The organism is Rhizobium sp. WYCCWR10014 (genome assembly GCF_001657485.1).
GTDB lineage: Bacteria > Pseudomonadota > Alphaproteobacteria > Rhizobiales > Rhizobiaceae > Rhizobium.
The window spans coordinates 136,963-153,208 of sequence record NZ_LXFU01000029.1 but is presented as its reverse complement, the minus strand read 5'-3'; the positions used below and the strand labels follow the sequence as shown (position 1 = coordinate 153,208).

Annotated in this window: 16 protein-coding genes, 1 tRNA gene and 1 pseudogene; 11 read left to right on the top strand and 7 right to left on the bottom strand. The window is 60.1% G+C overall.

What is annotated here, in order from left to right; all coding sequences use genetic code 11:
- Positions 1-224: 224 nt before the first annotated feature.
- The 3 genes from A6U98_RS09455 to A6U98_RS09445 form a co-directional block, all read right to left on the bottom strand.
- Complete coding sequence (locus A6U98_RS09455) at positions 225-1,250, bottom strand: ABC transporter permease (RefSeq protein WP_011653996.1); 1,026 nt, start codon at positions 1,248-1,250, stop codon at positions 225-227.
- 34 nt (positions 1,251-1,284) lie between these two features.
- Complete coding sequence (locus tag A6U98_RS09450; protein WP_018448348.1) at positions 1,285-2,826, bottom strand: sugar ABC transporter ATP-binding protein; 1,542 nt, start codon at positions 2,824-2,826, stop codon at positions 1,285-1,287.
- Positions 2,827-2,895: 69 nt separating this feature from the next.
- The gene (locus A6U98_RS09445; RefSeq protein ID WP_064649487.1) at positions 2,896-3,825 is read right to left on the bottom strand and encodes a sugar ABC transporter substrate-binding protein; all 930 of its coding nucleotides are present in this window, start codon (positions 3,823-3,825) and stop codon (positions 2,896-2,898) included.
- 374 nt (positions 3,826-4,199) lie between these two features.
- Between A6U98_RS09445 and A6U98_RS09440 the strand changes: the two genes are divergently transcribed.
- Entirely contained in the window at positions 4,200-4,697 is a 498-nt protein-coding gene (locus tag A6U98_RS09440) for a DUF1993 domain-containing protein (protein WP_064649484.1), read from the top strand.
- A gap of 156 nt (positions 4,698-4,853) precedes the next feature.
- Here the strand turns inward: A6U98_RS09440 and A6U98_RS09435 are convergent, their stop codons facing one another.
- Positions 4,854-6,422: an alkaline phosphatase family protein gene (locus A6U98_RS09435; RefSeq protein ID WP_064649482.1), complete on the bottom strand. Its 1,569-nt coding sequence runs from the start codon at positions 6,420-6,422 to the stop codon at positions 4,854-4,856.
- The gene (gene galE / locus A6U98_RS09430; RefSeq protein WP_064649480.1) at positions 6,400-7,383 is read right to left on the bottom strand and encodes a UDP-glucose 4-epimerase GalE; all 984 of its coding nucleotides are present in this window, start codon (positions 7,381-7,383) and stop codon (positions 6,400-6,402) included. The genes A6U98_RS09435 and galE overlap by 23 nt, the downstream gene beginning before the upstream one ends.
- A 268-nt stretch (positions 7,384-7,651) precedes the next feature.
- On the opposite strand from galE, the gene A6U98_RS09425 reads away from it, so the two are divergent.
- Both A6U98_RS09425 and A6U98_RS09420 read left to right on the top strand, forming a co-directional pair.
- Positions 7,652-8,296 carry a ThuA domain-containing protein gene (locus tag A6U98_RS09425; RefSeq protein ID WP_064649478.1) on the top strand — a complete coding sequence of 215 codons (645 nt, stop codon included), beginning with the start codon at positions 7,652-7,654 and terminating at the stop codon, positions 8,294-8,296.
- A 152-nt stretch (positions 8,297-8,448) separates the two neighbouring features.
- Positions 8,449-9,018 carry a GNAT family N-acetyltransferase gene (locus tag A6U98_RS09420; RefSeq protein WP_064649476.1) on the top strand — a complete coding sequence of 190 codons (570 nt, stop codon included), beginning with the start codon at positions 8,449-8,451 and terminating at the stop codon, positions 9,016-9,018.
- 34 nt (positions 9,019-9,052) lie between these two features.
- Here A6U98_RS09420 and A6U98_RS09415 read toward each other — a convergent pair whose 3' ends face one another.
- Positions 9,053-9,307, bottom strand: a complete 255-nt coding sequence (locus A6U98_RS09415; RefSeq protein ID WP_064649474.1) for a DUF2934 domain-containing protein — start codon at positions 9,305-9,307, stop codon at positions 9,053-9,055.
- Between the two features lie 200 nt (positions 9,308-9,507).
- On the opposite strand from A6U98_RS09415, the gene A6U98_RS09410 reads away from it, so the two are divergent.
- From A6U98_RS09410 to A6U98_RS09400, 4 genes and pseudogenes are all read left to right on the top strand, one after another.
- Positions 9,508-10,941, top strand: coding sequence for a DUF6880 family protein (locus A6U98_RS09410; RefSeq protein ID WP_064649472.1), 1,434 nt, complete (start codon positions 9,508-9,510; stop codon positions 10,939-10,941).
- Between the two features lie 36 nt (positions 10,942-10,977).
- Positions 10,978-11,538, top strand: a complete 561-nt coding sequence (locus tag A6U98_RS09405) for a thioredoxin domain-containing protein (RefSeq protein ID WP_064649469.1) — start codon at positions 10,978-10,980, stop codon at positions 11,536-11,538.
- A 131-nt stretch (positions 11,539-11,669) separates the two neighbouring features.
- Positions 11,670-11,816: pseudogene (locus A6U98_RS37575) on the top strand (ATP-dependent DNA ligase); the annotation flags it as partial.
- A gap of 35 nt (positions 11,817-11,851) precedes the next feature.
- Positions 11,852-13,483: a glycosyltransferase family 39 protein gene (locus tag A6U98_RS09400; protein ID WP_064649467.1), complete on the top strand. Its 1,632-nt coding sequence runs from the start codon at positions 11,852-11,854 to the stop codon at positions 13,481-13,483.
- 330 nt (positions 13,484-13,813) lie between these two features.
- Here A6U98_RS09400 and A6U98_RS09395 read toward each other — a convergent pair.
- Positions 13,814-13,903: transfer RNA gene (locus tag A6U98_RS09395), tRNA-Ser, on the bottom strand.
- Between the two features lie 304 nt (positions 13,904-14,207).
- Between A6U98_RS09395 and rplU the strand changes: the two genes are divergently transcribed.
- The 4 genes from rplU (at position 14,208) to A6U98_RS09375 (ending at position 16,196) form a co-directional block, all read left to right on the top strand.
- Positions 14,208-14,525 (top strand): 50S ribosomal protein L21, encoded by a 318-nt coding sequence (rplU, locus tag A6U98_RS09390; RefSeq protein WP_003543907.1) that lies wholly within the window; start codon positions 14,208-14,210, stop codon positions 14,523-14,525.
- Positions 14,526-14,559: 34 nt separating this feature from the next.
- Complete coding sequence (gene rpmA / locus A6U98_RS09385; protein ID WP_003543909.1) at positions 14,560-14,829, top strand: 50S ribosomal protein L27; 270 nt, start codon at positions 14,560-14,562, stop codon at positions 14,827-14,829.
- 126 nt (positions 14,830-14,955) lie between these two features.
- Positions 14,956-15,612: a GNAT family protein gene (locus tag A6U98_RS09380; RefSeq protein ID WP_064649465.1), complete on the top strand. Its 657-nt coding sequence runs from the start codon at positions 14,956-14,958 to the stop codon at positions 15,610-15,612.
- Positions 15,609-16,196 (top strand): GNAT family N-acetyltransferase, encoded by a 588-nt coding sequence (locus tag A6U98_RS09375; protein ID WP_064649463.1) that lies wholly within the window; start codon positions 15,609-15,611, stop codon positions 16,194-16,196. Before A6U98_RS09380 ends, A6U98_RS09375 begins: the two co-directional genes overlap by 4 nt.
- The last annotated feature ends 50 nt before the right edge of the window (positions 16,197-16,246 follow it).

Sequence of the window (16,246 nt, the reverse complement as noted above, 5' to 3'; positions counted from 1 at the left end):
ATAGAAAAGCTGACGGAATTCGCCACCCTTTTTTTAAAAATCCGTCATCGACGCTGGAACAGGATGATTTTCGGCCAGTTCAGCTTAAAATCAGAATGCTCTTCTAAGTTAAATAGTTAGAGCGTGATGTCGTCCGAAAACCGCTCACAGTCTTCGGCATCGTGCTCTCAAAACGGAACGGGGGCCGAGGCCCCCGCAAAACTATCGGATCACGCTGCCGGAAATCAGTGCTTGCGGCGTTTCTTCTGTCTGTAGACGTCGATGACGACAGCCGCGACGATGATGAGGCCTTTGACGATCTCCTGGTAATAGGCATCGATCCTCAGGAACGTGAAGCCGGAGGTCATGACGCCGAGGATGATGGTGCCGATGACGGTGCCGGTGATGCGCCCGACGCCGCCGGTGAGCGAGGTGCCGCCGATGACGGTCGCGGCGATCGCGTCGAGTTCATATCCGACGCCCATGCTGGCCTGTGCGGTTTCCGCACGTGCTGCCGTGACGATACCGGCGAGGCCGGCGAGCAGTCCCGCAATCACATAGACCTTGACGAGATGCGCCTCGATGTTGATGCCGGAAACACGCGCGGCCTGTGGGTTCGCGCCGATGGCATAGGTGAACTTTCCATAACGCGTATAGCGCAGCGCAATGTGAAAGATCAGTGCAACGACCAGGAAGACGACAACCGGCCAGGCTTTCGTTCCGATGAAATGAAACTGTTCGGTGATCCCGGAAACCGGCTGTCCCTTCGTATACCACTTCGCCACGCCTCTGGCCGAAACGAACATGCCAAGCGTAGCAATGAACGGCGGGATCTTCGTGTAGGCAATGAGTGCGCCGTTCGCGAGGCCGGCAGCCGCGCCGATCAGCAGACCAACGACGATCGGCACGAAAGCCGGCAGGTCGGTCAGCGAGGGAAAGACGGCCCGTCCCCAGGTCGAGGACTGGGCGAAGCTTGTTGCGATCATCGCCGTCATGCCGACGACCGAGCCCGACGAAAGATCGATGCCGCCGGTGATGATGACCTGCGTGACGCCGACGGCGATGATGCCGATGACGGAGACCTGCAGGATCATGATCGTCAGACGCTGCGAATTCATCAGGAAGCTTTGGCCGATGAACATCCAGCCGAGCACTTCGTAAATGAGCGCGATGCCGACGAGCACGAGGAAAATGCTGAGTTCTGTCGGTATGCGCCGCCGCCTTTGCCGGGTTGCGAGCGGAGCCGCGCCCTCTGCTGCCTTGGTAGTCATGTCAAACCTCCCTTGGGCGATCGCCGTCAACGCATCACTGCGCAGCCAGCTCCATCACCTTGATCTGCGTTGCTTCGTCACGATTGAGGAAACCGGTGACGCGTCCTTCGTGCATGACCATGATGCGGTCGCTCATGCCCAGAACCTCGGGCATCTCGGATGAGATCATCACCACCGCCACACCGTCTCGCGCCATCTCCGTGACCAGCCGGTGGATTTCCGCCTTGGCGCCGACATCGATACCACGCGTCGGCTCGTCGAGGATGAGAATGCGCGGATTGGTGAGCAGCCAGCGCCCGATCAGCACCTTCTGTTGATTGCCGCCCGAAAGATTTTCCACCCGCTCGTAAAGATTGGGCGTTTTCACGCGCAGCTTTTTTGCCATGTCTTCGCAGGTTGCCTCGACTGCGCCCTGCTGCACGAAGCCGCCCTTGACATATCTGTCCTGCAGAACGGCGATCTGCATGTTCTCGAGAATATCGAGGATCAGCAGACAGCCGGTATCTTTCCGGTCCTCGGTCAGGAACGCCATTCGATTGCGGATGGCCTCGGTCGGCGAAGAAATGGCCACCGGCTTGCCGTAGAGTTCGATCGAGCCGGAGCTTGCCGGCGTCACGCCAAACAGCGTTTCGGCGACGTTCGACCGCCCGGAACCAACGAGGCCGGCCACGCCAAGGATTTCGCCGGCCCTGACCTCGAAGGAGACGTTCTTGAAGACGCCGTTGAGACACAGATCCTTGACGGAAAGCACGACCTCGCCGATCGGCACCTCTTCCTTGGGAAACATCTGGGTGATCTCGCGCCCGACCATCATGCGGATGATGTCGTCGCGTGTGACGTCGGTCGAGGCATGCGTGCCGATATATCGCCCGTCACGGAAGACGGAGAACTCGTCGGCGATCTCGAAAAGCTCGTTCATCTTGTGGGTGATGTAGACGATGCCGATGCCCTGGGCCTTGAGGTCGCGGATGATACGGAAAAGATGCTCGACCTCGCGCTCGGTCAGCGCCGAAGTCGGCTCGTCCATGATCAGCACGTCGGAATTATAGGAAACCGCCTTGGCGATCTCGACCATCTGCCGGTTGGCGACCGACAGGAACCGGACCTCGATATCGGGATCGATGGCGATATTGAGCCGAGTAAACAATTCCTCGGTCATGCGGTGCATCACGCCGTGATCGATGAAACCGAGGCGGTTCTTCGGTTCGCGGCGGATCCAGATATTTTCGGCGACCGTCATGAACGGCATCAGGTTCAGCTCCTGATGGATCATGGCAATGCCGTTCTCCAGTGCGTCGAGCGGAGATTTCAGCTGGATCTCGATGCCCTTCAGGCGAATATCGCCCTTGTCCGGCGTATAGATGCCAGCGAGGATCTTCATCAATGTCGATTTGCCGGCGCCGTTTTCGCCCATCAGCGCATGCACGGAGGCGCGCTTCAGCCGGAACTGCACGTCGTCAAGTGCGACGACACCGGGAAATTCCTTGCGGACACCCTCGGCGCTCAAGAGATATTCCGCATTCGGAACTGCACCGCTCGCGCGCACGGCGGCCATGGTTGTCGGGCTGACGGCCATATCATCTCCTCCGGATACGGGTAGGCGAAAAGGATGCGGGCAAAGCCCGCATCCCGTGTAGCGTTCGCCTCAGTTCTTGGTGACGAAGTCCTTGACGTTGGCAGGCGTCACGAGCTGGAAGGGAATGTAGACCTTCTTTTCGATCTTTTCGCCCTTGGCGAGCTTGAGCGCTGCATCGAGCGAGCCCTTGCCCTGGCCGGCGGCATCCTGGAACACCGTGACGTCGAGATCGCCCGCCTGCATGGCGGCAAGCGCGTCCTGCGTAGCGTCGACGCCGCCGACGACAACCTTGGTCATATCCTTGCCGGCTGCCTTCAGCGCCTGGATGGCGCCGATCGCCATTTCGTCGTTGTTGGAGATCACGGCGTCGAATTCAATGCCGCTGGAGAGCCAGTTGGTCATCAGGTCGGCGCCCTGGGTGCGGTCCCAGTTGGCCGTCTGCTCTTCGACGATCTCTAGACCCTTGCACTCATCCGTCTTGATGACGTCATGAACGTCCTGGGTCCGCATGCGCGCAGCCTGGTTGGAAAGCTCGCCCATGATGACGACGGCCTTGCCCTTGCCGCCGAGAATGCGGCAGATTTCCTTGGTTTCCAGCGTGCCGGATTCCTGCTCGTTGGAAGCGACGAAGGCCTGATTGTCCGGCAGCGTGTCGACGTTGACCGGCTGACGGTTGACGTAAACCAGCGGAATGCCGGCATCGGCCGCGAGCTTCGACATTGCCGTGGTCGCATCGGTATCGACTGGGTTGACGATGATCGCATCGACCTTTGAGGCGATGAAATTCTGGATCTGGCTCTGCTGCTTGGAAACGTCGTTCTGTGCGTCTTCGACCTGCAGCGTCACACCGCTGAGGGTCTTTGCATAATCGGTCATGCCGTTGCGCAGAACCGTCAGGAAATTGTCGTCGAATTTCGCCATCGAGACGCCGACAGTTTCCGCGTGAGCCGCCGTCGACATGACGAGCGCCATCGCAGTGCCCAGGATAAACTTTTTCATTTTACTTCCTCCACAAAGCGGTGCCCGGCTGCACCCTCCTCACGCCGGAGCTCCAGGCATTTGCTCTGAAGCCGCAATTCTCCGCACCACCTCTCCCGCGGCGCTCCACAAAACGGAACAAACAAACCGTCAAATCCGTTCTGCGGAATATTCATTCCATTTTCTGGGAACGACGTCAAGCATCTTTAGCGGCGGCGAGAACGTGATGAGAGCGCAATGCCATGCGGGCTTGAGGACCGAGGCCCGCATTGTCAGTGTTGTGAAAGACGAAACGAGCATCCATTTATGGGAGGGTCGAAGACAGGCTCCCGGCCGCAAACGCCTTCGACCTCCCGCCGCGACCCAATCATTTGAAGATTTTGGAGACAGGACAAATGTCCATTTCGATGTATCGCCTCACCGTTCCGATGTTCCAGCGCGGCCTCGCCAGCCTGAAAACCTACCTCGACAAGGCCGAAGCCTATGCGAAGGAAAAGAATGTTGATCCCGCAATATTGGTCGCCGCTCGCCTGGCGCCCGACATGCTGCCGCTCTCCGGCCAGTATCAGCGCGCCAGCGACACCGCCAAATTTGCGCTCGCCCGCCTGACGGCGACCGACGCCCCGAAGTTCGAGGATAACGAAACGACGTTCGACGACCTGCGTGAGCGCCTGGCAAAGACCGAAACCTATCTCGCCAGCTTCTCCACGCAAGCACTGGAAGGCACAGAAACCCGCCAGATCACCCTGCCGGGAAAGAGTGGTATCGTGCTGCCGGGTGACGAATATATCGCCACCTTCGCCCTGCCGAACTTCTATTTTCACGTCGCGACGGCCCACGCCATCCTGCGTAGCCAGGGTGCTCCGATCGGCAAGCGCGACTATCTCGGCTGAACCACTGTCAGGGCCGGCGCGTCACTGGCCCCAGTTTGTTGACAACCTCGTTCTTTACTCGGCGTCTTCCTCGGCCTTGTGCCGAGGATCTGCTGCGCCGGCTGCAGATACTCGGGACAAGCCCGAGTATGACGAAAGAGGAGTTGTCCGACTTTGTCAGCAGTCTGAGGGCCGGCGGGTCACCGGCCCTCTTTCCGTCAGTTCGGTATAGGCGAGCGTCTGATCGAGATGCCGTGCTCGGAGCGACAGCAGCTTCTCGGCATAGTCGAGCCGTATCGCCGCATAGGCCGGATCCGCCGCGACATTGTCGAGCTCCATCGGATCATCGGCAAGATTGAAGAGGAGCGGCGGCAATGCGGTAAAATGCACGTATTTGAACCGCGCGTCGCGGACCACCGCGAGATTGCATTCGTTGGACCGCAGCCGGAAATGCTGCTCGGCCTCGCCATGAGCAATGTCGCGGAAATCGAATTCCCAGAATGCCGCGTCCCGCCAGCCCTGTCCGCTGCCACCCCTGACAAATGGCATGAGCGACCGGCCATCGAGCCCGTTCTTCGCGTCGATGCCGAGCCTTTGGCAAAGTGTCGGAAAAATATCGGCAGCGCTGGTGAATTTGTCGACGACCCCACCCGCAGCACTGCTTGCGGGATCGCGGATCACCAACGGAATATGGTAGCTGCCGTCGAAGAAGCCGCCCTTGCCGAGCGTCCAGTGATCGCCCGCCATTTCGGCGTGGTCGGACGTGAAGACAACAAGCGTGTCATCCCAGGCGCCCGCATCCTTGAGGGCCTGCCAGATGCGGCCGAGCTGCGCATCGACCTCTGCTATCATGCCATAATAGATCGCCCGGATCGCGGCGAAATCCTCGGCGTTCCAGCCGCTGAGCGGCCCCGTTGCGCCGTGGATAAAGCTGCCCTTGTCAGTGCGCGGCATGGCATAGGCGAGGTAGGGATGGCTGACCTGTTCCGCTTCGCGGTTTGCCGCCCGGGCAAAAGCCGGTCCCTCGCCCGACCTGAACATTCGGTTGAACGGCTCCGGCACGGAGAACGGCGGATGCGGACGCAAGAAAGAGACATGAGCAAACCACGGCCTGTCCTGTTCGCCCATCCAACGGATGAACTCGCCGGCCAGGAAAGCCGTCTGCGTCTCGTCGCGCGAATAGGCCGGCGCCGCATCGGAAATGTCTCCGTCTCTAGCACCGACGGGAATATGGATATCGCGGCTGACGGCATCCGCATGGCCACGGGACCTGAGCCAGGAGAGCCATTGTTTCTCATGCTCCGGCAGAAGCTGACGGGCCGTAAAACCCGGCAACACGCCTTCGTAGGTCGTCAGATGCGGATCGCCCGCATCCATCCCGCGCGGATCAGGCGCCGTATCCGTGTAGCCGAACAGCGTCGGGTCGTATCCCGCCCGCCGGGCCGCTAGCGCCAGATTGTCGAAGCGAGCATCGAGCGGCGAACCGTTGCGGCAGACCCGGTGGTTCATTTGATAGAGACCGGTATAGAGCGTGGCCCGCGCTGGCGAGCAGGGTGCCGCCCCGGCATAGTGCCGCCGGAAGAGCGTGCCTTCCCGCGCCAGCGCATCGACACCAGGCGTCTTTACACAGGCATGACCGGCAGCCGACAGACAATCGCCGCGCCACTGATCCGCCGTGATCAGCAGGATGTTCGGCCGGCGCGCCTTCTCGATGCTGGTTGGCTCAATGCTGGTTGGTTTTTGCATGCCAGTCCCAGGCGGAGCGGATGATCTCAGACAGATCATACTGCGGCACCCAGCCGAGCACGTCGCGCGCCTTGTCGTTATTGGCGACCAGCGTGTGCGAATCGCCTTCGCGCCGGCCGATATATTCGACCGGGAAAGGCCGGTTCGATACGTCCTCGATCGCGCCGAGCAATTCCTTGACTGTCGTGCCGGTGCCGGTGCCGAGGTTGAGCGCAACGGAATCGCCGCCCTTCAGCAGATATTCGACGGCGCGCACATGCGCATCGGCAAGATCGAGCACATGGATGTAGTCGCGCACACAGGTGCCGTCGCGTGTCTCGTAATCGCTGCCGAACACCTTGAAACCCTGGCGGCGGCCGAGTGCCGCGTCGATCGCCAGCGGTATCGCATGCGTTTCCGGCTGATGCCATTCGCCGATCCGGCCCTCGAAATCGGCGCCGGCCGCATTGAAATAACGCAGCACCACCGAGCGCAGGCTCCTGTACTGGTCGTAATCGGCAAGCGCCTGCTCGACGATATATTTCGTCCGCCCGTAGGGATTGATCGGCACCTGCCGGTGCGTTTCGTCGAGCGGCACGCTCTGCGGCAGACCGTAGGTCGCGCAGGTGGAGGAGAAGACGAAGGCGTTGATGCCGGCCGCCTGTGCCGCCGAAAGCAGCGTCAACGTGCCGATCACATTGTTCTCGTAGAAGGAAACCGGATCCTTCACCGATTCGCCGACCTCGATCAGCGCCGCGAAATGCAGGATCGCCGCCGGCTTGTGCTTTGCCAGAACCTCATCCAGCCGGGCGCGATCGCGAATATCGCCTTCCTCGGCCGGCCCCCATTTGACGAACTCGCGATGGCCGTTCGAAAAATTGTCGAAGACGACAGGCGTATAGCCCTTGTTCGCCAGATCGAGGCACGTATGCGAGCCGATATAGCCGGCGCCGCCGACGACAAGAACCGTTTCACCTGCCATGCACCACCCTTATTTTTCATTGAGAGATGGGAGAAACCTAGACGAGATACACGTCAATAAAAAGAAGGAACTGCGATCGGCGTCAACGGGCAATACGTCAAATGCCGAAGCCACGCTCGACCGGGTGCGATCCGCCACTCGCGCAATTTGTGCCGGATCAGGAAGAAACATAAATTATTCGCGTGATTTGCATAGCGGCCCGATCTAAGGCGCTTGCATCACCATGTGATGATCAACGGTCTGCAGCCATCAGGCAGGGAGCGCGCGAATGAGGAAGGCATTGGTCGTTTGGGGCGGCTGGCAAGGTCATGAACCGGAGCAATGCGCCGATATCGTCGCCGACCTCCTGCGCGAGGACGATTTTACGGTCGAGGTAACCGGCGATCTCGGCGTGTTCGGATCTCCGATGCTGGCGAAGGCCGATCTGCTGGTGCCGATCATTACCGGCGAAAAGCTTGAGAAAGAGCATGCCGCTGCCCTCGTCGAAGCCGTGCGCGGTGGGCTCGGGCTTGCCGGCCATCACGGCGCGCTCGCTACGTCCTTCAAGGAAAGCGCGCCTTTCCGCTATGTCTCCGGCGTCACCTGGGTCGCCCATCCCGGCAACATCATCGACTTCCGCGTCGCCGTCACCCGCCAGGACGATCCCGTCATGGAGGGCATTCCGGACTTCGACTATCGTTCGGAGCAATATTACCTCCATTACGATCCGACGGTTGAAATCCTCGCGACCACCACCTTCACCGGCGCCTACGATCCGGCGGCCCGCAATGTCGTCATGCCCGTCGTCTTCAAGCGCCATTTCGGCGCCGGCCGCATCTTCTATTCCGCCCTCGGTCATGTCGCGACCGAATTCGACCATCCCTACATGCCCCTTATCCTGCGGCGTGGCCTCAGCTGGGCCGCACGCCAGTAGCGCCAGAACGATCGCCCGCGGATGAGGATCGGCAACGATATCAGGGCAGTCGGCGGCTAAAGAACGCGCATTTCAAGCTGGAGGGCAGCCCCGCCTGATCGGCCGGCACGTGACCGCTTGCCGATCACCCGCCCGCGCCATAATTTGCCCGGATGCAGGACCGCTTCTCTTTCTTCCCCGCCACCGCCGACCGCCTGGCCGATATAGAAGCGGTCTTCGACGGTTGCGCCGACGGCCGGAATTGTCGCTGCGCCTACTGGTACCTTCCGAATGCCGACTACAAGGCAGGATGGGGAGTGGGAAATCGCAACTGGTTCCGCAGTCTCGTCGCCGAACCGCGCCCGCCCGGCATTCTCGGCTATCACGACAATGAGCCGGCCGGATGGTGCGGCGTCGCGCCACGCGCCGTATTCGATCGGCTGCGCCGTTCAAAAGCCTTTGCTCCGGTCGATGACAGGCCGGTCTGGTCGATCAATTGCTTCATCGTCCGCAAGCCGTTCCGACGGCAGGGCCTGTCGCGACTGTTGTTGAAACACGCCGTTGAATTCGCAAACGCGAACCGCGCCGAATGTCTCGAAGCCTACCCTGTCGATCAGACAGCCCGTGCTTCGAACGGAGCCGAGCTCTATCCGGGAGCGCTCTCGATGTTTCTGGATGCCGGCTTCGTCGAGGTGGCAAGACGCCTGCCGGCAAGGCCTATCGTCCGCCTGGAATGCCGCTGAATATTTCGGCAACCCAGGGATTGATAAATACGGCCTAGCGAGCTGCCTTGATCTGCCGGTCGTTCTCGACGGCCGGCGCCGCCTCGTCATAGATCCGCATCAGCCGCCCGGCCGCCTTCAGCTTCTCGATGAGATCATTTCCATCGGGCGAGGCCTTCGTCAGCTGCAGCTGCTCGAACTCCCGCAGCGCCTGCGCCCAATGGCTTTCCCCACGCCCATCCGGCCTGCCTTCCGATTCCCATAGTGAATAAGCGCGCTGGCTGACCCAGGCGTCTTTATTATGACTCATAATCAACCCCAGCGAGAAATTTGGAAGCAATATTCGACAGGCAACAAGGTGCCAAAACCGGCTTTAGGAGTCGTTACGAGGCAGCGTTAGTTTTTAGCTAATCGCGAGGTGCCGAAGGATTATCCCGTGCACACATTCCCGGACCTTGGCCTCGTACCGCCTGCAGGGTAGGGTCATCGCAGAAACGACAGCGATGATCGATGGCAGCCAAGACAACACTCAATGCGAAGAATCTCGAATCCCTTGGTGCGCAGCGCCTTGCCGAGCTGCTGATCGAGGTCAGCATGGGCAGCGCTGCCCACAAGCGACGGCTTCGAATGGAGCTTGCCGGCAATCACGGCGGCGCCGAGGTGGCGCGTGAGGTGCGAAAGCGGCTTGCCAGCATTGCCCGCGCCCGCACCGTCATCAACTGGCGCAAAGTGAAAGCGCTGAAAAGCGATCTCGAAACCCAGCGCAAGACGATTGTAGAGACGGTTGCCGTCGATGATCCCCGGGAGGCGTTCGAACTGATATGGCAGTTCCTTGCACTGGCGAATCCGATCTTTGAGAGATCCAGCGACAGCAGCAGTTCTATCATCCAAAGTTTTCATCAGGCTTGCGAGGATGCTGCCGCAATCGCCGTGTCCGCCGAGATCGACTCCAATGTCCTGGCCGACAAGGTGTTCAAAGCCGTGCAAGACGATGGTTATGGCCAGTACGACAACCTGATTGCGGCGATGGCGCCAGCTCTCGGCAAGGATGGTCTCGATTGCTTGAAAACCCTCTTCGTCGAATGGTCCAAGGAGCCGAAAGACAAGCCGGCTAATGACAAGCGCGAGATCATCGGCTGGGGCAGCGGAAGTCCCCTTTACGAGGATGAGATCGACAGCACTCAGCGAGATCTGACGGTGCGCATAGCCTTGCAGGAAATTGCCGACGCCCGGGGCGATGTTGATGACTACATCGCTCAGCAACCCGAGAAAACGCGCAAGATGCCGATGATTGCGGCCGACATCGCCAATCGCCTGGTCTCAGCCGGCCGGTCGAAGGAGGCAATTGAGGTGCTGAATGAGGTCGATGCGACAGGCCAGGCCATGCCATTCGAATGGCAGCTCGCGCGCGTCGAGACGCTCGAGGCCCTGGGGCGGCGAGAGGAAGCTCAAACCTACAGATGGACGTGCTTCGAGCAGTCGCTGCACGATCAGCATCTCCGCGCCTTCCTCAAGCGACTGCCGGACTTCGATGATCTGGAGGCAGAGGAGAAGGCATTCGCTTATGCCCAGGCTTTCCCGGAGGTCCACCAGGCGCTTACATTTTTCCTGAATTGGCAGGCACCCGCCGAGGCAGCGAAACTCGTGATGAGGCGGAAGGCGGAACTGGATGGCAATCTCTATGAGCTGATGCCGCCGGCGGCCGAAGCTCTGGCGGAGAAACATCCGCTTGCGGCAACCATCCTCTTGCGCTCCATGATCGATTTCGCGCTCGATAGCGGCCGGTCCAGTCGCTATAAGCATGCGGCGAGGCATCTTGCGGACTGCGCATCGCTTGCGCCTCATATCAATGACTTCGGCGACACAAGACCCCATGACATCTATGTCGCAGAACTTAAGCGTCGACACGGCAAGAGGCACGGCTTCTGGAGCCTTGTGACCTAAGTCGCTGCGGATGCTTTACCTTCAGAGAGGAATTCCATGACGACCACTTCCTGGCATGCAGATCCGCTCACTTGGGGCAATGGACCCCGCATCTTCGAAGCCTTTCTGGAGCCGACTTGCCCCTATTCGGTCAGAGCGTTCAACAAGCTCGATGACCTGCTGAGCCAGGCCGGCGAAGACAAGATCACCGTGAAGATCCGCCTGCAGTCGCAACCTTGGCATATGTATTCGGGTGTCCTCGTCCGCTGCATCATCGCAGCCTCAACGTTGGAAGGCGGCAAGCAGACAGCAAAGAAAGTGATATCAGCCATCGCCGCCCATCGCGAAGAATTCGAATTCGAGCGTCATGCCGGCGGCCCGAATATGGATGTGACGCCGAACCAGATCATCGAGCGCCTGGAAGGCTACAGCGGCGTCAAGCTGAAAGAAGTCTTCGCCATCCCGGATCTCGACCGGGAGATCAAATGGCACTGCAAATATGCCCGGCAGAACGGCATCCATGTCTCGCCGACCTTCATGATCGACGGGCTCGTGCAGCCCGACATGATCAGCGGCGATGAGGTCGAAGTCTGGGTGAAGAAGGCGCTGGGCAACTGACGCTGGCTGAGCGACAGAGACTATCAAGGTGAGCCGTCTCGCCGATGCCCTTATTGTGTTCGCATGGGGGATGGAGTCAGTAATCAATCTGGGCTAATTGCTTTTTAAGGCATTGCTGATGAACTGCCGTCATGACAAAGCCGCCCCGCAAGCCTTCCAAGCCGCTGCTCGGTGAAGCCTACGAGCCGCTCCGCAACCGACCGCGCCGGCGGCGAGATCCCGCTCAGCCTAATCTTGCTCTCGATAATCTTCCTCTCGATCCGATGACGGCGCGTATCGCGCCGCGTCGGGGGTCGGGGAGGACACGGTTCAGATGACCGACGACCCGAAATTGAATCGGGCCGAAGGTCAGCAATGTCAGCAGCAGACGACCGACCGGAACATGGCTGCTCGCAACTACCCGAGCCTCAACACGGCAATCTTCCTGGGGATCCTGCTTATTGCCATCGTCTTCAGGTTCCACAAGATCACCTTGCCGCTGGTCGACGGCTTCAGTTGGCGCGAGATAAGCACCGCAATGATGGCCGACAATTTCCAGAAGCGCAGCTGGAACATTTTTTTTCCGGAGGTCAGCTGGACCGGACCCGGGCCAAGCTATCAGGGCCGCGAGTTTCAGATCGTCAGCTATCTGACCGCCTTGCTCTACCAACTCTTCGGCTGGCACGACTGGTTCGGCCGCGTGGTTGCGGCATTCTTCGGTCTGGTGACCGTATTTTCGCTGCACAGACTAACGGCGCTATGCTGGAGCGAGATGCACGCCCACGCGGCGGCACTGGCCTACGCGCTGATGCCGGCGGCGATCATGATCGACAGCTCCTTTCTTCCCGATCCCGCTATGCTGGCCTTGGTGACTCTTGGCGTCTGGCTGTTCGCCAAATACTGGGCCGGCGGCAGCGGTTGGCTCCTGCCGCTCGCCACGGTCAGCTTCTCGCTCGGTGTGCTGTCAAAGCCGCCAGGCATCGCGGCCGGCGCCGCCATCTTCTATCTGATGGTCTGCTGGATTTCGGAAAAGAAGCGAAAGCAGGCGACCTGGGTTCTCCTGGCGGGGCTTTTGAGCCTGGCCATCATCGGCGCTTACTTCAGCTGGGCGATTTACCTCGGCCGCAGCTACCCGCCGTTTCATGTCGCCGGCACTGGCGGCTATATCTGGGATTACGGCTTCTGGACATATGTCAGGGACAGGTTCTACTTCAAATCCTTATGGAACACCTCGGTCTTGTGGTTCTACGGCTATCCATTCTTGGTGCTGCTGGCCGTCGGCTTGTGGATACCACTCAGCCGCGCCGAAGACCCGAAGCAACGCAGCCTTTGGACCATTCCCTATGTGTGGCTGACTGCGGCCATCATCCTCTATCTGGCGGCGGCGGGCGAGATCACCAGCAACGTGTGGAACTTTCACATCTTCCATGTGCCGATCGCGATGTTCTGCGGCCACGGCGCGCTTCTTCTGGCAACGCTTGGGTCGAAAACCGTTCTGACGCCGGCGGTCGTGCTTCGCTCGATCTTCATCGTGGCCATCGCGCTTGCCTGGTCGACCTTGCCCCTCGTCAGAACGATGAAGAAGCCAATCGCCATGAACGGCAAGCTGCTTGGCGAGGAACTGGCGCGGTTGGCGCAACCGGGCGACCTTGTCGTGGCCATCGCGCCTGAGGTCGGCGATCCCGTCGCAGTCTACTACAGCAGGGCGCGCGGCTGGGTGTTCCCGCCTGGCGGAGGTGATGCGGAATGGTCGAAATTCGCTGCGGATGACCCCGCCGCAATCGCACAACTCGAGGAACTGCGCGCGCAGGGCGCGGATCTGTTCGGCGTGGCCAAGAACGCCGCCGACAAGGAGGGCCGACTGTTCGTCGAGCATCATGATGGGGTTATCGACTATCTGGACAGGACCGCAACCAAGCTTGTGGATTTGAAAAATTTGCTGATCTATAGGATCACCCGCCCATAAGAGCCGCGACAGGCTGGGGTCATAGGCCTTTGACCCCATCACGCCCGGCACTTTCGCGGGGGAGACGATCGCGTTTTTCCTCACATATGACTTGGGTGCGCTGCGCTTCGGCAATGGGCGACGGGGTGCAAAGCCGTTTCGGCGCCGGCCGCAATCAGTCGCGCCGCTCACCTCAAGTGCCGGGCTGCATATGGCTCTGACGACCGCGGCTTGAGCCCGCGCGACGTGTCAGCGCAGTGGTCAAGGAGACAGCCGATCTCGACGTCCACTTCGCCGAAAGTTCGAAAGATAGCAGGAGGACGCGGACACCCATTACGGTCGAAAGCAAAATGGCGGAGAGGGTGGGATTTGAACCCACGATACCCTTGCAGGTATGCCGCATTTCGAGTGCGGTGCATTCGACCACTCTGCCACCTCTCCGCGGTCTGGTCGGCGCTTGTTCGGCGCGGGCGTTCTCATAACGGGCAAATGACAGGCTGGCAAGCCGAAAAGTCGAAGCATTCCATCCTTTTGCCTTGACACCTTTTTGTCACTCGCGTATCTCGGCTGCGCAATAGGTTTGGAGAAATCCGCGCCTTGGCCGTCCCGCGCTCGCGCGGGGCTTCACCGGCAGGACGAGTTCGAGGATTAGACCTCTGAAATCCCTGCTTAACTTCGACTGATAAAAAGACAGCCACCTGCTGGATTAGCGGGGAGCGCTGGAACGAACATGAAAGGATAAAAAATGTTCGCAGTCATCAAGACCGGCGGTAAACAGTACCGTGTGGCAGCCAACGACGTGCTGACCATCGAAAAGCTGGAAGCCACCGCTGGCGACTCCATTGAATTCACCGAAGTGCTCGTGATCGGCGAAGGCGCCGACGCTGCGATCGGTGCGCCCTTCGTTACCGGCGCCTCTGTCAAGGCAGAAGTCGTCGAACAGAACCGCGGCAAGAAGGTCATCGCCTTCAAGAAGCGCCGCCGTCAGAATTCGAAGCGTTCGCGCGGCCATCGTCAGCATCACACGGTCGTCCGTATCACGGACATCGTGGCTGCCAAGTAAGATCAACGAGACAAGGTTTTAAAGGAGAACTCCAATGGCACACAAAAAAGCTGGCGGTTCATCGCGCAACGGTCGCGATTCTCAGTCCAAGCGCCTTGGCGTGAAGAAGTTCGGCGGCGAAGCCGTCATCGCAGGCAACATTATCGTGCGTCAGCGCGGTACTGAGTGGCATCCAGGTTCCAACGTCGGCCTCGGCAAGGATCACACGATTTTTGCGCTTACCGCCGGCAATGTGAACTACCGAACCAAGGCCAACGGTCGCGTCTACGTGTCTGTCATGCCGAAAGCAGAAGCAGCGGAATAAGCCGGTAGCGCTCAAAAACAGCCGGCGTCTCATCGACCCGGCTGGCCGTATCAGGTTCAGTCTAGAAAACAGGGGAGATGGGGCGCCATCTCCCCTTTTTCTTTACCCCTCAAGGAGGACTGAACCATGCAAGGCGAATTGTTAAGGGTAGACCAATCACGGTCTCCCCGGGAAGACCAGCGGTCTTCCACGGAGCGGCTGAGGCCGGAACGGTTAAGGACCGATTGCCCTGTCTTGTTATCGGAAAGGCTCGTCATGCGCGCGCCCCACGAAGAAGACATCGACGCCCTTGCCCATCTCGCCAATAACGCCAAAGTCGCCACCATGGTATCGCGTATGCCGCACCCTTATACCGCCGATGATGCTGCCGACTTCGTGCGTCGCACGAAAAATGGCGAGATTGGCAAGTGCGTCTATGCGATCACCAAAGCCGAAAACGGCGCCTTTATCGGCTGCTGCGGCGTGGAGCCGCAGACAGACGGCAAGACCGTCGAGATCGGCTACTGGCTAGGCGAGCCCTATTGGAACCAGGGCTATACGACCGAGGCCTGCCATGCCCTGGTCGATATGGTGTTCAGGACCCGTCAGGACGTCGATCAGATCGACGCCCGTTGCCGGGTCATGAACGTCGCGTCGCGCCGCGTCATCCAGAAGTGCGGTTTCCAGTTCCAGGGTTCGGGGCTCGCCGCCTCGCTGGCGCTCGGCAGCAACGTGCCGGTCGAATGGTACAGGCTCGACCGCAAGACCTGGATGTCCCTCCGAAGCTGGGGGAACATCGCATGAGCACGACTGCGCTGCAAAGGCCAGAGGTCAAGCCGATGATGCCCGGCCCTGCGCCTGTTATCTCGACCGCCCGGCTGACGCTCCGCCCCCACAGGCTGAGCGATGCGCCTGATATCGCGGAATCGCTTTCCGATTTCGCGGTCACGCGCATGCTGTCCCGCGTACCCGCGCCGTTCGACCGGCAGGATGCGCTGGACTGGCTGATCCCGGTCACATCAGGCACCCTGCCCGACTGGCCGCTGGCGATTACCGGCAAGGACGATGTCCATATCGGCAACGTCTCGATCGAGTTGCGCCACGGCCGCTGGCACCTCGGCTACTGGCTGAACCGCTACTACTGGCGGCGCGGCTATATGAGCGAGGCGGTGACGGCGATCATCGAGCGCTTCTCGCGCCGCATGCCGGAGACGCCGATCCATTCCGGCGTCTTCGCCGACAACCCGGCTTCGCTGCGACTGCAGGAGAAGCTCGGTTTCCGCATGACGGGTTGCGGCGAAATCTATTGTTTCGCCCGCAACACCATGGTGTCGCACATCGAAACCGTGCTGCAGCCGGGCACGCTGCAGCCGCGAAAAGTGGCCTGATAGAGCATGATGCCGAAAAGTGTATGCGGTTTTCGGACAACATCATGCTC

Coding starts and splice junctions, on each gene's coding strand:
- A6U98_RS09375 (WP_064649463.1), top strand. CDS start 15,609: ATGAGCACGACTGCGCTGCAAAGGCCAGAGGTCAAGCCGATGATGCCC.
- A6U98_RS09415 (WP_064649474.1), bottom strand. CDS start 9,307: ATGAGTCATAATAAAGACGCCTGGGTCAGCCAGCGCGCTTATTCACTA.
- A6U98_RS09420 (WP_064649476.1), top strand. CDS start 8,449: ATGCAGGACCGCTTCTCTTTCTTCCCCGCCACCGCCGACCGCCTGGCC.
- A6U98_RS09445 (WP_064649487.1), bottom strand. CDS start 3,825: ATGAAAAAGTTTATCCTGGGCACTGCGATGGCGCTCGTCATGTCGACG.
- A6U98_RS09425 (WP_064649478.1), top strand. CDS start 7,652: ATGAGGAAGGCATTGGTCGTTTGGGGCGGCTGGCAAGGTCATGAACCG.
- rpmA (WP_003543909.1), top strand. CDS start 14,560: ATGGCACACAAAAAAGCTGGCGGTTCATCGCGCAACGGTCGCGATTCT.
- galE (WP_064649480.1), bottom strand. CDS start 7,383: ATGGCAGGTGAAACGGTTCTTGTCGTCGGCGGCGCCGGCTATATCGGC.
- A6U98_RS09435 (WP_064649482.1), bottom strand. CDS start 6,422: ATGCAAAAACCAACCAGCATTGAGCCAACCAGCATCGAGAAGGCGCGC.
- A6U98_RS09405 (WP_064649469.1), top strand. CDS start 10,978: ATGACGACCACTTCCTGGCATGCAGATCCGCTCACTTGGGGCAATGGA.
- rplU (WP_003543907.1), top strand. CDS start 14,208: ATGTTCGCAGTCATCAAGACCGGCGGTAAACAGTACCGTGTGGCAGCC.
- A6U98_RS09380 (WP_064649465.1), top strand. CDS start 14,956: ATGCAAGGCGAATTGTTAAGGGTAGACCAATCACGGTCTCCCCGGGAA.
- A6U98_RS09440 (WP_064649484.1), top strand. CDS start 4,200: ATGTCCATTTCGATGTATCGCCTCACCGTTCCGATGTTCCAGCGCGGC.
- A6U98_RS09400 (WP_064649467.1), top strand. CDS start 11,852: ATGACCGACGACCCGAAATTGAATCGGGCCGAAGGTCAGCAATGTCAG.
- A6U98_RS09410 (WP_064649472.1), top strand. CDS start 9,508: ATGGCAGCCAAGACAACACTCAATGCGAAGAATCTCGAATCCCTTGGT.
- A6U98_RS09455 (WP_011653996.1), bottom strand. CDS start 1,250: ATGACTACCAAGGCAGCAGAGGGCGCGGCTCCGCTCGCAACCCGGCAA.
- A6U98_RS09450 (WP_018448348.1), bottom strand. CDS start 2,826: ATGGCCGTCAGCCCGACAACCATGGCCGCCGTGCGCGCGAGCGGTGCA.